Below are 15,749 nucleotides of genomic sequence, written 5' to 3'. Positions count from 1 at the left end.
ACCTGCCTGAGTGTAGTTTCCCGTTCATTTGGTGATAATGGGGTTAAATATCAAATCACTTTTACTCATAGGTAATAATGTTCGGCTGGGAAGGGATATGTGAGTTTGTCAGCGTGGCGGAGCAGGGGGGCTTTACCCCGGCGGCGCGCCAGCTCGGGGTGTCGGTGGCCCAGGTCAGCCGCCAGGTGGCGCAGCTGGAAGACAGGCTGCAGGCCAAGCTGCTGCTGCGCACCACCCGCCAGGTGCGGCTCACCGAGCTCGGCGAGATCTACTATCGCCACTGTCGCCAGCTGCTGGACAACCTCTACGAGGCCGAGCTGGCCCTGGGCCGCCATCAGGCCCAGCCCCAGGGGCTGTTGCGCATCACGGCCCCCGTCTCCTACGGCGAGAGCCGCATCGCCCCGCTGGTGAACGAGTTCATGGTGCGCTATCCGGCCCTGGAGGTGACCCTCAACCTCACCAACCAGCTGCTGGATCTGGTGCATGACGGTTACGATCTGGCCATCCGCCTCGGCCACCTCAAGGATTCCAGCCTGGTGGCGCGGCGTCTGGCGGGGCGGGTGCCCTATGTGTGCGCCTCCCCGGACTACACGGCGCGCCGCGGCATGCCCAACAGCCTCTCCGAGCTCTCCCGTCACGCCTGCCTGCTCGGCAACGGTGACGAATGGCACTTCACCCTGGATGGCCGCCCTTACAGCGTGCGGCTGCGCGGCCTGCTCAGGTGCAACAGCGGCCACGCCCTGATGGACGCGGCCCTCAAGGGGATAGGCATAGTGCAGCTGCCCGACTACTACGTCGGCGACCATCTCGCCGCCGGCCGCCTCATCGAACTGCTGCCGGATCTGCGGGCCCCCGAGGAGGGGATCTGGGCCCTCTACCCGCAAAACCGCCACCTCTCCCCCAAGGTGCGGCTGCTGGTGGACTATCTGGCCGAGCGGCTCGGGGAGCCGGGCCAGCCCTCCCTGATGCCCCCCATCGGCTGAGCACCATGAAAAAGAGGGCCCGACGGGCCCTCCTGGATCATGGTTGCAGCAAGCGCCTCATTCCCGCTCCTTCACATAGGGGGTGCCGAGGGCCCTGGGGGCCACGGCCCGGCCGATGAAGCCCGCCAGCAGGAACACGGTCAGCACATAGGGCAGCGCCTCTATGGCCTGCACCGGGATGGGGAAGTCCCCTATGCTGACCCCCTGCAAGCGGATGGCGACCGCGTCGAGGAAGCCGAACAGCAGGCAGGCCGCCATGGCGCTCCAGGGGCGCCACTTGCCGAACACCAGGGCCGCCAGCGCCATGAAGCCCTTGCCCGCGCTCATGTTGGGGATGAACTGGGCTGTCTGGGCCACCGCCAGATAGGTGCCCCCTATCCCCGCCAGGAGGCCGCCTATGATGAGGGCCGTGTAGCGCATGCGCACCACCGAGATGCCGGCGGTATCCACCGCGGCCGGGGCCTCGCCCACCGCCCGCAGACGCAGGCCGAAGCGGGTGCGAAACAGCACCCACCAGGCCAGGGGCACGGCGGCGAAGGCCAGGTACTCCAGCAGGGAGTGGCCGCTCAAGAGCTCGCTGTAGAGCTGGCCGATGACGGGCACGTCGTACAGCGCCTTGGCATAGGGCAGATCGATGGGGGCGAAGCGGGCGGCGCCGGACAGCGCCGGGGTCTGGCCCCCCTGATCGAACCAGTAACGGCCCAGGGTGACGGTGAGACCCGCCGCCAGTATGTTGATGGCCATGCCGCTCACCACCTGATCGCCCCTGTGGGTGATGGTGGCGAAGCCGTGCAGCAGGGCAAACAGGATGGCGATGCCGGCCCCGGCCCCCAGGCCAATCCAGGCGGAGCCGGAGACGGCGGCCGCCGCACCGCTGGCGAAGGCCGCCGCCAGCAGCTTGCCCTCCAGGGCGATATTGACCACCCCGGAGCGTTCGCAAAACATGCCGGCCATGGCCGCGAGGATCAGCGGCGGCGCGGTGCGCACCGTGGCGTCCAGCATCAATATCAGTGTCTCAAACATGGCGTGGACTCCCTTCGGTTCGCAAAACATCCCCGTCATGCGTAGCCGCGAGGATCAGCGGCGGCGCGGTGCGCACCGTGGCGTCCAGCATCAGGATCAGGGTTTCAAACATGGTCAGACTCCTTTGACCGGAACGGACGGACGTCGGGCAATGGCCAGATAGGCCTGCTCGATGCGCGGGCGCAGCATGTGTTCCAGGGCGCCGCAGAACAGGATCACCAGACCCTGCAGCACCACCACTATGTTGCGATCCACCCCGAACTCGAAGCTGAGCTCGGCGCCCCCCTGGTAGAGGAAGCCGAACAGCAGGCTGGCGATGATGACGCCGACCGGGTGGTTGCGCCCCATCAGGGCCACGGCGATGCCGGTGAAGCCGAATCCCTCCACGAAGTTGAGCTTGATCTGGTGCAGCTCCCCCTGCAGCACGTTGAGGGCGAAGAAGCCCGCCAGCATGCCGGAGATCACCATGGCCAGGATCACCACCCCCGGGTAGGAGATGCCCGCATAGGCGGAGGCCGAGGCGCTGGCCCCGACGGCGCGCACCTGGTAACCCCAGCGGGTGTGCCAGATGAAGACCCATACCAGCAGCGCGCAGACGAGCGCCCAGAAGAAGCTGATGTTGAGCGGGCTGTTGGGCAGGGTCATGCCGGCAGCGGCCGCCAGCTCGCTCATCTTCGGCAGCCAGCTCGCTTCGGCGAACACCCGGCTCTCGGTGGCCATGGATCCCGGCGGCTTGAACACGTCCACCAGCAGGTAGGCCATCAGGGAGGCGGCGATGAAGTTGAACATGATGGTGGTGATGACGATGTGGCTGCCCCGTTTGGCTTGCAGCCAGGCGGGGATGAAGGCCCAGGCCGCACCGAACAGGCCGCCGGCTATGATGGCCAGCGGCAGCAGCAGGGCGAACGGCAGCACGTCACCGAGCAGCAGGCAGACCAGGCCCACTCCCAGGCCGCCGATATAGGCCTGCCCCTCGCCACCTATGTTGAACAGGCCGGCGTGGAAGGCCACCGCCACCGCCAGACCGGTGAAGATGAAACCGGTGGCGTAGTAGAGGGTGAAGCCTATCCCCTCGCCGGTGCCGAAGGCGCCGTACCACATGATCTCGGCGGCATCGAGGGGCTTGATGTCCAGGTAATAGAACAGGATGGCGGAGACCAGAAAGGCCAGCCCTATGTTCATGGCCGAGAGGACGCCGACCGAGACCCAGGCCGGTACGCGTTGTTGACTCATGGTTGGCTCTCCTTGCCTGCCCCGTGGGTGGGGGATGGGGTCGCCACCTCGCCCGGAACGATATTCGCCATCATCAGGCCGATCGTTGTGTTTGTTGTGTTTGTTGCGTTTGCTGCGCTGGTTGATCCCATGCTCATGATGTGGCTCCTTGCGATGGGCTTGCCGCCACCTCGCCCGGGATGATATTCGCCGTCATCAGGCCAGCGATTGTTGCGTTTGCTGCGCTGGTTGATCCCCTGTTCATGATGTGGCTCCTTGCGATGGGCTTGCCGCCACCTCGTCGGGAACGATATTCGCCATCATCAGACCTATGGTGCGTTCATCCGCACTGGCGCCATCCAGCTCGCCGACGATGCGGCCGTCGCTGATCACCAGGATCCGGTCCGACAGGCTCATGATCTCGTCCAGCTCCACCGACACCAGCAGCACCGCCTTGCCCTGATCCCGCATGGCGATGATCTGCTGGTGGATATATTCGATGGCGCCTATGTCGACGCCCCGGGTCGGCTGGCCGATGAGCAGCACGTCCGGGTCCTGCTCCACCTCGCGGGCGATCACCAGCTTCTGCTGGTTGCCGCCGGAGAAGTTCGCTGTCTTGTGGTCCGGGCTGGGCGGGCGCACGTCCCACTTCTCCATCTTGTCCTGGCAGTCCCGGCGGATGGCCCCCTTGTCCTGCAGCCAGCCCTTGTTGTACTGGGCACGGCGGTGATAACCCAGGATGAAGGCCTCCTGGGCGTCGAAGCGGTTGATGAGCCCCATCTTGTGCCTGTCTTCCGGCACATGGCCCAGGCCATAGTCGCGCACCTGCTCCGGGCTGGCCGGGTGCTGGCCATCGATGCGGTGCACGCTCCCCTTGCCGTGGAGGGTGAAGCCCCCTTCGCTGGGGGTGAGGATGCCGCCGAGCAGGCTGAGCAGCTCGGACTGGCCGTTGCCGGAGACCCCGGCCACCCCGACCACCTCCCCGGCCCGTACCGCGAAGCTGACGGACTTGAGTCGCGGCACGCCGTTTGGATCCCGGTAGCCGAGGCCATCCACCTGCAACCTGGGGGCCCCCGGCCGGGCCGGGCCCTTGTCGACCCTGAGCCGCACCTTGCGCCCCACCATCAGCTCGGCCAGTTGCTCCTTGTCGGTATCTTTGGTGGCCACGTGGGCCACCATCTCCCCCCGGCGCATGATGGAGACCCTATCCGTGATGGCCAGGATCTCCCGCAGCTTGTGGGTGATGAGCATGATGGTGGTGCCCTGATCCCGCAGTTTTTTCAGCACCTCGAACAGGTGATCCGCCTCCTGCGGGGTCAGCACCCCGGTCGGTTCGTCCAGGATCAGGATGCGGGCGCCGCGATAGAGCGCCTTGAGGATCTCGACCTGCTGCTGCAGCCCCACCGGCAGATCCTCGACCCTCTCGTGCAGGGGCACCTCGAGGCCATAGTCCCGTGCCAGCTCGCCGAGCAGTTTCTCGGCCGCCGCCAGGCTCTTGCCCAGGTGCCAGCCGTGCTCGGCGCCGAGGATGACGTTTTCCAACACCGTAAAATTGTTCACCAGCATGAAGTGCTGGTGCACCATGCCTATCCCTGCGGCGATCGCATCCTGGGAGCCATGGGGTTTGAAGGGGTGGCCGTCGATGAACATGTCACCGCGATCGGCGTGGTAGAAACCGTAGATGATGCTCATCAGGGTCGATTTGCCGGCGCCATTCTCGCCGACGATGCCGTGAATGCTGCCCTTTTGAACCTGGAGATCGATCTGCTTGTTGGCGTATACCTCGCCAAACCGCTTGTCGATACCGCGTAATTCGATGGCGTAGCGATCCGTCTGGTCCATGATGCAGTCCTTGCTAATCATGACGCGTCTCTCCCCCTGGTCGGGCAGGCCCGTTCAGAGGGAGTGAGACCGAAAACCGGCCCGCGAGCGGGCCGGTGTGTCTGGTAGCCAATGGGCTATCAGTAGTTGCAGGTGCCGTCGCTCATGTAGTCATGCACCTTGACCTTGCCGGCGATGATGTCGGCCTTGATGGCGTCCGCCTTGGCCTTCATCTCAGGGGTGATCAGCGCCTCGTTGTCCTTGTCCAGCGCCCAGTCCACCCCGCCTTCGGCCAGGCCCAGGGACTGGATGCCCGGCTGCCAGCTGCCCTTGGTGGCATCATCCCAGGTCTTGTAGGCGGCCAGGCCCACCGACTTGACCATGGAGGTGAGCATGGTGCCCGGCTGCAGGTGGTTCTGGTTGGAATCCACGCCGATGGCCAGCTTGCCCTCGTCCTTGGCGGCCTGATAGACGCCGATGCCGGTACCGCCGGCGGCGGCATAGACGACGTCGGCCCCCTTGGCGAACTGGGACTTGGCGAGCTCAGCCCCCTTGGCCGGGTCGGCGAAGGCCGCCGGGGTGGAGCCCGTCATGTTCTGGAACACCTCCATCTTGGGATTGACGTACTTGGCGCCCTGCTCATAGCCGCACTGGAACTTGCGGATCAGCGGGATATCCATGCCGCCCACGAAGCCGACCTTGCCGCTCTTGGATGCCATGGCCGCCAGGGCGCCTACCAGGAAGGAGCCCTCATGCTCCTTGAAGACGATGGATTGCACGTTCGGCTTGTCGACCACCATGTCGATGATGGTGAACTGCACCTCGGGGAACTCGGTGGCGACCTTCTCCACCGCGGAGCCCATGTTGAAGCCGACCGCGACTATGGGGCTGTTGCCCCGGCTGGCCAGACGGCGCAGCCCCTGCTCGCGCTGGGCCTCGTTCTGGGGCTCGAACTCCCTGACCTTGACCCCCTTGTCCTTGTTGTAGAGCTCGACGCCGTTGCGAAACACGGCCTCGTTGAATGACTTGTCGAACTTGCCAGCGGTGTCATAGATGACGGCGGGCTGGGAAGCGGCCTGGGCCGAGAGGGCGGCCAGGGTGAAGGCGGCCACACTGGCCAGTTTGAGTAGCTGAGTCACGATCTTGTCCTTGATTGTTATTGAGGGTCCGTAACCTGCTGGCGCAGGCAAGCGTGCACGCAGGCTAACTGTATGTGAGTGAGGTTGGGGGTCAAGGCGGGCATCACAGAAAAACGTTTGCGCTAACGATTTGATACATAAGCGAATGACTTTATAAGTTGTTGTTTATAGACGACTTTATGGTTTTTTGTGCTGCAACAAGGCGGCCTCAAATGACATTTTCATTACGAATCATGAGGTTGTGCGCAAGCGTTTTCCCAGACCGGGGCGAGAGTGAGTGTCTATTGACGCCAGCATGGCCCAGTGGCCGCCGCGCGACCCGCCAGGGGGAGCGGGCCGCCCTCGGGCGCGGGGCGGGGCCTCACCGTGAGGAGGCGGTGATGCACCGGGATTTGGTCTGCGGCGCCACAAGCCGTATAATCGCCGCCTGTATAAATAAACAGGAGTGGTGATGGACGTTTCAACCCTGCTCGACGGGCTCAATGACAAGCAAAGAGACGCGGTGGCGGCCCCCCGTTGCAACCTGCTGGTGCTGGCCGGTGCCGGTTCGGGCAAGACCCGGGTGCTGGTGCACCGTATCGCCTGGCTGATGCAGGTGGAGCGTTGCTCACCCTTCTCCATCATCGCCGTGACCTTTACCAACAAGGCGGCGGCCGAGATGCGTGGCCGGGTCGAGAAGGTGATCGGTGACGGCGTGCGCGGCATGTGGATAGGCACCTTCCACGGCATCGCCCACCGCCTGCTGCGGGCCCACCATCTGGATGCGGGGCTGCCGCAGGACTTCCAGATCCTCGACTCCGACGACCAGTACCGCCTCATTCGCCGGGTGCTCAAGGCGCTCAATCTGGACGAGAAGCACTGGGCCCCCCGCGCCGTGATGGGCTACATCAACGGCAAGAAGGACGAGGGGCTGCGCCCCGGCGACATCGATCTTTACGGCGACCCCGTCACCCGCACCTATCAGCAGATCTACAAGACCTATCAGGAGACCTGCGATCGCTCCGGGCTGGTGGACTTTGCCGAACTCCTGCTGCGCGCCCACGAGCTGTGGCTGAACAAGCCCCACATCCTCGAGCACTATCGGGATCGCTTCCAGAACATACTGGTGGACGAGTTCCAGGACACCAACGGCATCCAGTACGCCTGGCTGCGGATGCTGGCCGGCGACACAGGCCGGGTGATGATCGTCGGTGACGATGACCAGTCCATCTACGGCTGGCGCGGCGCCAAGATAGAGAACATCCAGCGCTTCCTGACCGACTATCAGGGCGCCGAGACCATCCGCCTCGAGCAGAACTACCGCTCCACCGCCAATATCCTCAAAGCCGCCAACAGCGTCATCGCCAACAACTCGGAGCGGCTCGGCAAGGAGCTGTGGACCGAGGGGGCAGAAGGCGACCCGATTTCCCTCTACGCCGCCTTCAACGAGGTGGACGAGGCCCGTTTCGTGGTGGGCCGCCTCAAGGACTGGAAGGAAAAAGGCGGCCTCTTGGCCGACTGCGCCATCCTCTACCGCTCCAACGCCCAGTCGCGGGTGCTGGAAGAGGCGCTGATGCAGGACGCCATGCCCTATCGCATCTACGGCGGCCTGCGCTTCTTCGAGCGCCAGGAGATCAAGGACGCCATGGCCTATTTGCGGCTTATCAACAACCGTGGCGACGACGCCAGCTTCGAGCGGGTGGTCAACACCCCGACCCGGGGCATCGGCGATCGCACCCTGGAGATCCTGCGAAACAACGCCCGGGATCAGGGCCAGAACCTCTGGCAATCGGCCAAGGCGCTGCTCAATGACAAGGTGCTGACCGGCCGCGCCGGCAACGCGGTGCGCGGCTTTGTCGATCTTATCGACGCGCTGGAGGAGCAGGTCTCCCTGCTGCCCCTGCACCAGCAGGCGGATATCGCCATCCAGCACTCCGGCCTCAAGGCCATGTATCTGGCGGAAAAAGGCGAGAAATCCCAGGCGCGGGTAGAGAACCTTGACGAACTGGTCACCGCCTGCCGTCAGTACCAGCGCCCGGACGAGCTGGAGGACATGAGCGATCTCTCCGCCTTCCTCGCCCACGCGGCGCTGGAATCCGGCGAGAATCAGGCGGACGAATATGCCGATGCGGTGCAGCTGATGACCCTGCACAGCGCCAAGGGGCTGGAATATCCCCTGGTGCTGCTGGTCGGTGTGGAAGAGGGCATGTTCCCCAGCCAGCAATCCACCGAGGAGTCGGGGCGGCTCGAGGAGGAGCGGCGCCTCTGTTACGTGGGCATGACCCGCGCCATGGAGAAGCTCTACATCTGTTATGCGGAGAGCCGCCGCATCTACGGCCGCGAGATGTTCCACAAGCCGAGCCGCTTTATCCGCGAGATGCCCGCCGAGTGTCTGGAAGAGATCCGGCTGCGCACCCAGGTCAGTCGCCCCACCCAGTACGGCCGCTTCAGCCAGAACGAGGTGCAGCAAAGCTTCGACGCCAACGGTATCAAGCTCGGCCAGCGGGTGCTCCATCCGAAATTCGGCGAAGGCATAGTGCTCAACTTCGAAGGGGTCGGCCAGCAGAGCCGGGTGCAGATCCAGTTCGACGACGTCGGCGCCAAGTGGCTGGTGACGGCGTATGCCCGTCTTGAGGCGCTGTAGGGCGCAGCGCACTCGCCCGTGATGTGAAAAGGAGCCGATGGCTCCTTTTTGTTTGGGCTTATGGGCTCGTTGACCGCTACGCGGCGCTCAAAACGGTGGGTGTCCTATTTCTCCTCGTGTCCTATTTCCCTGACGCTGATCTCGACCAGCCCTTCAACAGTGGCGGGGATCTGCAGCTGGATATCGGTGTCATTGCTGGCCATGGGGAATCCTCAGAAATGAAAAAAGCCGCCGAAGCGGGTACTGGACACCTATATTGGAAAAGTGAAATTTACTGACAAGGATATTTTTCAGGGGAAAATATGGATGTGTTCGAGTTATTGCTTATGGCAATAGGAGGGTTTGTCGCAATAGGAGCTCTTCTCGCCATCATTGCGACTGGATCATGGATTTTCCTCATTCCCATCGCATTACTGTTTCTAGTGAACTCATATCCCACGGTGTCCTTTTCCCTACTTTTCTTGTTCATATCCAGTGTTAAGTATCAGGCGATGAAAGAGAAAGGTGATTTGACGCCTCAGGTTTTTCTTATGGACGTACTAGCCACATCAGCCAGCTACAGTGCTTTAGCCGTAGCGATAGCAATCCTACTTGGTGAGTTATTTTCTGGTTTCGGTGCGACGGGAGGAGTAGAGGTCTGTACCAGGTCTTACTGCCCATAACCAAAAGATTCTGAAAATCTAGGAAAATCTAGGACACCCACCTTTTTGAGTGAGGCGCAGCCAAGCTGGCTGTCGATGTTGTGGCGGACTGAGAGCGAGAATGTTCCTGGATCTGGGTGGGCCAGGGCTGCGCTGGCGCTAAAACTCTTATTCAGACACAGTCATGCCCGGCATCGGATGACATGCCGGGGTTTGATTTGAAGAGGAGGAGGGATTCAAGGAGGCGGCTGGTGACATCGTTGCTGGCCACAGTGCTGCGCAAACTGTTGGCAATGCTCCCTGTCACCCACGGCTCTGATGCCTTGTCGCCGAAACAATGTCACTTGTCTCAACCATTGTGCAGCATCAAGGCCCAGCCGTTGCAGGATAGGCGCAAGGTGAGCCGGTACATGGCCTCGCTTGTCGGCTCGGATGACGCGACCTGTCCAGTCGACCAGCGCCAGGTAGTCAACGAAGGTATGGGGCAAGCCATCCGGTTTTCCCTGGCTGGCAAATGGCAGCAATAGCGGAGGCAAGGCGTCGCTTGTTGGTGTTTCATCTAGGCGCTGCTTGATGCTGGTGTAGTCGCTCTGTTCGGGCTTGTCGGCAATCGCGGCTCGTATTGGATTGAGGTCCACGTAGGCCATGCAGGCCAACAGGGCAGACTCGGTGAGCAAGGCCTGACTCTTGAAGCGTCCTTCCCAGAAATGCCCCTTGCAACCATCCTCCCGATTTGCCTGGCGGGCCAGGGTTTCATTGAGCAATCGAACAAGCCAGCTGATGGAATGCAGCCGTTCACGCCATTGGGTTATCAGCTGTTGCACGACTGCCAGTTCAGGCTCAATCAGAGATTCCCCTTGATACCAGCGCCGTACCAGCAGCGGCCATTGGAACAGTGCAGCCCAGCGCTCTGCCACCTCCCGTTCGCTCCAGCTGGCGGCAGTGTCTGGTTCGACTTTGAGCACCAGATGGTAATGGTTGCTCATCACCGCATAGGCGCAGACGCTGATGGCAAACAGCCGCGACAGCTGGCCCAGCTTGTCGACCACCCACTGACGACGATGCTCGTAGCTCTGGCCGGAGTGGGCATCTTCACCACACAAGAAAGCCCGCCGCACACAGCGACTGACCACATGGTAGTAAGGCGTATCCTGCAAACTGATTTGACGTGAATGGGCGATGGTCATGGCACCCTCCTGCGATTCCCCTTTCAGTCAAGAACAGAGCTAAAGCGCTGTCAAAAAGGTGGGTGTCCCAAGATGAAAAGTGCCGGCGAGATCAGGCCCCCTGCCAGCGCTTGAACAGCACGCTGGCATTCACACCGCCAAAGCCAAACCCATTGGAGATGGCGTGCTCGATCCGCATGTCACGAGCCGCGCCACGCACTATATCCACGCCCTCGGCGAGGGGGTCGGGTTGCAGGCACTCTCTGATCGCGAATGGCCAGGGTGGTGAAGATGGCCTCTATCCCCCCGGCGGTTCCCAGCAGATGGAGGAAATCTGGGACATCCATCTTTTTGTGCGTGTCGCAGCGAGGTTGGCTGTCGATATCAAAAAGGTGGGTGTCCCAAGATGAAAAGTGCCGGCGAGATCAGGCCCCCTGCCAGCGCTTGAACAGCACGCTGGCATTCACGCCGCCAAAGCCAAACCCATTGGAGATGGCGTGCTCGATCCGCATGTCACGAGCCGCGCCACGCACTATATCCAGGCCCTCGGCGAGGGGGTCGGGTTGCAGCAGGTTGCGGGTGGCGGGCACTCGCTGATCGCGAATGGCAAGCGCAGTGAAGATGGCCTCTATCCCCCCGGCGGCCCCCAGCAGGTGGCCGGTGGCGGACTTGGTGGAGGTCACCGCAATCTGGTTGTCATCGCCAAAGACGCGTTTGATGGCGGCCAGCTCCCCCCTGTCACCCACTGGAGTCGAGGTGGCATGGGCATTGAGGTGCTGGACATCCGCCCCCTGAATGCCGGCCTGAGCCAGGGCAGCCATCATGGCGCGGCGAGCGCCGTCTCCATCCTCCGGGCCGGCGGTGAGGTGATAGGCATCGGCACTGGTGCCATAGCCCACCAGCTCCACTATGGGGGTGGCGCCCCGGGCCAGGGCGTGTTCCAGTGATTCAATCACCAGGATCCCGGCCCCTTCGCCCATCACAAACCCGTCGCGGTTGACATCGAACGGGCGGGAGGCCGCTTCGGGATCATCGGCATAGGCGGATGACAGGGCGCGGGCGGCGGCAAACCCGCCCAGGCTGACGCGGTCTATGGTGGCCTCGGCCCCGCCACAGATGGCGATGTCGGCCTCACCGCAACGAATGAGGCGGGCGGCGTCGCCAATGGCCTGCACCCCGGCGGCGCAGGCCGTGACCGGTGCCCCGAGCGGCCCTTTGAAGCCGAAGTTGATGGAGACATGGCCCGCTGCCATGTTGACCAGAAACGAGGGAATGGTGAAAGGAGATAGCCGGCGGGGTCCCCGTTCATCCGTAGTACGCACCGCATCGACGATGGCGGGGAAGCCGCCGATGCCCGAGGCGATGATGGTGGCGGTGCGCTCCTGCTCCGCCGCCGTCTCGGGGGCCCAGTTGGCTTGCAACAGGGCTTCCTTGGCCGCGGCAATGGCAAACAGGATGAAGCGGTCCATCTTCTTCTGCTCCTTGGTCGACACCACGGCATCGGGGTCAAACCCGGCCACGGGATCCTCGGCCAAGGTAGGAACCATGGCGCCCACCTTGGCGGCCAGCCCTTCGGTGAAGGCCTCCGGCAGGCGGCGCAAGCCGGACTGGCCCGCCAGCAGCCGCTGCCACACGGTTTCCACCCCAGATCCAAGCGGGGTCACCGCTCCCATTCCTGTCACCACGATGCGAGTTGAGCTCATGATTCTGATTCCTGTTTCGAAGGGTTATCGCCGCTCATCACGCCATTGGTATGGCGCAGACGCTGCTTCATGCCGTCGCTGGCGGCCGGTCCCGGCACCAGGGTGTGGCGCGAGGGTGAAATCTCCTGACCGGTGCGCCTGTCCACCAGCATGGGCTCGACCAGCTCGCCCGTCTGGGTATCCCTCAGCTGGATGCTGGCCCCCTCGGGCGCCAGGTGGTTGTTGCCCCAGGTGAGCAGCGCAATCAGCACGGCGCTGAGATCCTGGCCGCGGGGGGTAAGTGCATATTGATAACGAGGGGGGCGCTCGGAGTAGAGCCGCTTCTCCATCAGGCCCCCCTCGACCAGGGCGGTCAGGCGCCGGGTCAGTATGTTGGGGGAGATGCCAAGGCTCTTTTGAAATTCATCGAAGCGAGACAGGCCATGCATGGCATCGCGGATAATCAGCAGACTCCACCACTCGCCGACGTGATCCAGGCTGCGGGCGATGGGGCACTGCTGTTCACTCAGACTCTTCTTGCGCATATGGGCTATCAGGTTACTTGCATAATGGAAGTAACCATACGGCCCTTACTTCCATTATGCAAGTAACTCGTGCCGTCCGGTGGTGGGCGATGCTATGCGACACCTTGGAGAGGGGATATCTGGGACACCCACCTTGTCGGACATGCCATCGCCAGGCGGCTGCCGAGGGGGGCAGGGTGCGCCGTGGGGTCTGGCTCCCGGCAATGGGGCGAGGAAATCTGGGACACCCATCTTTTTGGACAAGGCATTACCGTCAGATGATGGGGATATGGCGCGAGCACATCTCGGAGAAACAGGGGGAGCCAGAAACCCGGCCGCCATGCCGAGGGTGCGACGGCCGGGTGAATTGTAAAGAGTAGGGTGACAGTTGGAACTGGGTATCAGCCTAGTCTAATCAACTCGATGGGCGCATAACGCTCTTGCGTGTTGGCCAGCAGCACGCACTTCTCATGCTCCGCCTCATAGGGAGTCATGTTGTCGGTGCGAGCCTCCTTCAGGGTGTCGACGGCGCCGGTGGCGGCAATCATGACGCGCTGGCCAAGGGTCAGCACATTGCGGTTTCTATCATAGATCTTCATGGCATTCTCCTTTTCTGATGTGTGTCCCGGCCCTGTGCCGAGGACAGCGGACCCAGACTACGCCTCCAAAAAAGTGGGATGCGTGTCACAGATCAAAAAAAGGGCAATCTGGAGGGGCAATCTGGGACACCCATCTTTTTGTGCGTGTCACAGCGAGGTTGGCTGTCGATATCAAAAAGGTGGGTGTCCCAAAATGAAAAGGTAGGGGAGAGGGGGGGGGGGGTGGGAGCAGAGAAAAGCAGAGAAAAGGCGGGACGCCCACCAGAACGACATCTGGCGCGCCGCCCTGCCGGGCGACAAGTCGGGCCCTGGCGGCCTAGCGGCCAGAGAGGTGACCGAGAGGGGAAGCGGCCCGGCCGGGATCTTTAAGGGTTTGATCTGGCTTGCTGTTTTTGTGAGCGATAGCTCATATAATCGCCGCCATGAAAATGATTCGGATGGATTCGATGGTCACGGCGATGGCGGCCCTGCTCGCGCTGCTCTGCTCTGCTCCGCTCTGGCATGGGCGGCCCCCACCCCCTTTGTGGCGCGCCCGGCCGCGTCGGCGAGCCAGAGCAGCATGGAGCCGCTGCTCTCCTGGTTTCGCGGCGAGTTCAGCAATGCCGAGCAGGCCGGCTATGACCCGCGCTTCGCCAATGCCACCCTGAGGCTGACAGAGATCTGGCCCGGCGGGGCCGGGGTGCGCTGGGTCTATGCCGAGCAGAGCCTGGCCGGGCGCCCCGAGCGACCCTTTCGCCAGCGCATCTACCGTTTCAGCGCGGGCCCAGGAGGGCGGGTTCTGATGAGCGAGCTGACCATGCCCAGGGCCAGCGACTTTGCCGGTGCCTGGCGGGATCCCGACCTGCTCGCAGGCCTCACCCCTTCCCAGCTCTCCCTGCGCGGCGGCTGCGACATCTGGCTGCATCGCCAACCTTCCGGCGACTATCGGGGCCGCAGCGACATAGGCCTTTGCCCGACCGAGTTTGGCGGCGCCGCCACCCTGGTGCAGTACATCTGGATAGGCAAGGACAGGATCCGGCTGCTGGACAGGGCCTACGACGAGGCGGGCCAGCCACGCTGGGGCAGCCCGGGGGAGGGCTATCTCTACCTGCGGCTGCCCGCCACCGGCTGAGTCGGCTCGGGCAGGGCCCGGGTCCGGGCGGCGCCCGCCAGGGCGCGATAGAGCAGCAGGTAGCCCAGGGCGCACACCAGGCTCGCCATCAGGAAGATCTCCTGCACCGCCACCCTGTCTCCCAGCAGGGCGATGATGAGGCCGGCCAGGGGCAGGCTGAGCTGATTGAGCAGCACCATCAGGCTGATCACCCTGCCCCGCTGTTGTTCCGCTATCCAGTGCAGCCGCTCGGTGCGAATGAAGACATTGAACAGGCCGCACAGGCCGTAGCTGAGGCCGCATCCCAGCAGATACCAGCCGAAGCTCGGGGCCATGGCCATGATGAGGCCCCCGGCCAGGATCAGCAGGAAGGCGAGCTGCCCAATCCAGTAGACGGCGACCCGGCGCAGCAGCCAGGGCATCAGCAGGAAGGCGCCGATGGAGATGCATCCCATGGTGAGCTGGACGCTGGCCAGGGTCTGATCGCTCTGGCCAAACAGCCCCAGCGTCATGGGGGCGGCGGTGGCGAGCGCCAGGCCGACGATCAGGTTGACCAGCATGGCGAGCCCCACCAGGCGCAGCAGTATGGGCTGGGCCAGCAGGGCGCCGAGCCCGACTCGCAGCTCGGGCAGCAGGGCCCGGCGTTGGCTCTGGCTGTGGGCGGCGGGGGCGGCACCCCGGGTCAGCCCCAGCACGCCGGTGGCGCTCAGGGTGAAGCCCAGGGCGCATCCCCACAGCAGCTGGGTGGCCGGCAGCCAGATGAGCAGGGCTGCGGCCAAGGCGGGGCCGAGCACGCTGGCCCCGTTGTTGGTGACCTGCAACCAGCTCTGGGCCTTGGCCATGTCGGCGGGGGGCACCAGCTGGGGCAGGGTGGTCTCGAGGGCGATGAAGGCCTGGGCATAGCAGAAGGCGCACAGCGCCATCATCACCATGATGGGGGCCATGCCGCTGCCGGGCCACAGGGTCATGATGAGGGCGGTGACGACGCAGGCCCCCGCCCTCAGGCCATCGGCCAGTATGTAGACGCGCCGTCCACCGACCCGATCGGCAAACACCCCCGCCAGGGGCAGGGAGATGAGGCGGGGCAGCCATTCGATGAAGAAGGCCAGCCCGGAGAGGGCGACGCTCCCCGTGCTGCGATAGACCAGCAGGGGCACGGCAAACTGGAGGATCTGATCGCCGAGCCCGGACAGCATGCGGGAGCCCAGAAAGACGGAGAAGCGCATTCCCTGCATGGCCTGCCTCC

At 63.6% G+C, this 15,749-nt stretch carries 12 protein-coding genes; 3 read left to right on the top strand and 9 right to left on the bottom strand.

The window, feature by feature from the left end; all coding sequences use genetic code 11:
* Positions 1 to 77: 77 nt before the first annotated feature.
* Positions 78 to 983 (top strand): LysR substrate-binding domain-containing protein, encoded by a 906-nt coding sequence (locus ACLHZ1_RS12345; protein WP_427262326.1) that lies wholly within the window; start codon positions 78 to 80, stop codon positions 981 to 983.
* Positions 984 to 1,040: 57 nt separating this feature from the next.
* Here ACLHZ1_RS12345 and ACLHZ1_RS12340 read toward each other — a convergent pair whose 3' ends face one another.
* The 4 genes from ACLHZ1_RS12340 to ACLHZ1_RS12325 form a co-directional block, all read right to left on the bottom strand.
* Positions 1,041 to 2,006, bottom strand: a complete 966-nt coding sequence (locus tag ACLHZ1_RS12340; RefSeq protein WP_427262325.1) for an ABC transporter permease — start codon at positions 2,004 to 2,006, stop codon at positions 1,041 to 1,043.
* Positions 2,007 to 2,120: 114 nt separating this feature from the next.
* Positions 2,121 to 3,239, bottom strand: a complete 1,119-nt coding sequence (locus ACLHZ1_RS12335; protein WP_427262324.1) for an ABC transporter permease — start codon at positions 3,237 to 3,239, stop codon at positions 2,121 to 2,123.
* A gap of 240 nt (positions 3,240 to 3,479) precedes the next feature.
* Positions 3,480 to 5,060 (bottom strand): ABC transporter ATP-binding protein, encoded by a 1,581-nt coding sequence (locus ACLHZ1_RS12330; protein ID WP_427262323.1) that lies wholly within the window; start codon positions 5,058 to 5,060, stop codon positions 3,480 to 3,482.
* Between the two features lie 119 nt (positions 5,061 to 5,179).
* A complete protein-coding gene (locus tag ACLHZ1_RS12325) occupies positions 5,180 to 6,178 on the bottom strand; it encodes a BMP family lipoprotein (RefSeq protein ID WP_427262322.1) in 999 nt (332 codons plus the stop codon).
* Positions 6,179 to 6,629: 451 nt separating this feature from the next.
* On the opposite strand from ACLHZ1_RS12325, the gene uvrD reads away from it, so the two are divergent.
* Entirely contained in the window at positions 6,630 to 8,801 is a 2,172-nt protein-coding gene (gene uvrD / locus ACLHZ1_RS12320; protein ID WP_427262321.1) for a DNA helicase II, read from the top strand.
* 877 nt (positions 8,802 to 9,678) lie between these two features.
* Here the strand turns inward: uvrD and ACLHZ1_RS12315 are convergent.
* From ACLHZ1_RS12315 to ydfZ, 4 genes are all read right to left on the bottom strand, one after another.
* The gene (locus ACLHZ1_RS12315; protein WP_427262320.1) at positions 9,679 to 10,629 is read right to left on the bottom strand and encodes a transposase; all 951 of its coding nucleotides are present in this window, start codon (positions 10,627 to 10,629) and stop codon (positions 9,679 to 9,681) included.
* Between the two features lie 404 nt (positions 10,630 to 11,033).
* Positions 11,034 to 12,311 carry a beta-ketoacyl-ACP synthase II gene (gene fabF / locus ACLHZ1_RS12310; protein WP_427262319.1) on the bottom strand — a complete coding sequence of 426 codons (1,278 nt, stop codon included), beginning with the start codon at positions 12,309 to 12,311 and terminating at the stop codon, positions 11,034 to 11,036.
* Complete coding sequence (locus ACLHZ1_RS12305) at positions 12,308 to 12,835, bottom strand: winged helix-turn-helix transcriptional regulator (RefSeq protein ID WP_427262318.1); 528 nt, start codon at positions 12,833 to 12,835, stop codon at positions 12,308 to 12,310. Before ACLHZ1_RS12305 ends, fabF begins: the two co-directional genes overlap by 4 nt.
* Positions 12,836 to 13,215: 380 nt before the next feature.
* Positions 13,216 to 13,413, bottom strand: a complete 198-nt coding sequence (ydfZ, locus tag ACLHZ1_RS12300) for a putative selenium delivery protein YdfZ (protein WP_427262317.1) — start codon at positions 13,411 to 13,413, stop codon at positions 13,216 to 13,218.
* Positions 13,414 to 13,807: 394 nt separating this feature from the next.
* Here ydfZ and ACLHZ1_RS12295 point away from each other — a divergent pair, with 394 nt between their 5' ends.
* The gene (locus tag ACLHZ1_RS12295; RefSeq protein WP_427262316.1) at positions 13,808 to 14,524 is read left to right on the top strand and encodes a chromophore lyase CpcT/CpeT; all 717 of its coding nucleotides are present in this window, start codon (positions 13,808 to 13,810) and stop codon (positions 14,522 to 14,524) included.
* Here the strand turns inward: ACLHZ1_RS12295 and ACLHZ1_RS12290 are convergent.
* Complete coding sequence (locus tag ACLHZ1_RS12290; protein ID WP_427262315.1) at positions 14,497 to 15,738, bottom strand: MFS transporter; 1,242 nt, start codon at positions 15,736 to 15,738, stop codon at positions 14,497 to 14,499. The genes ACLHZ1_RS12295 and ACLHZ1_RS12290 overlap by 28 nt on opposite strands.
* Between the last annotated feature and the right edge of the window lie 11 nt (positions 15,739 to 15,749).

The sequence above is a fragment of the Aeromonas sobria genome (assembly GCF_050266975.1).
Lineage (GTDB): Bacteria > Pseudomonadota > Gammaproteobacteria > Enterobacterales > Aeromonadaceae > Aeromonas > Aeromonas sobria_B.
This window is presented reverse-complemented; position numbering and strand designations above follow the sequence as displayed.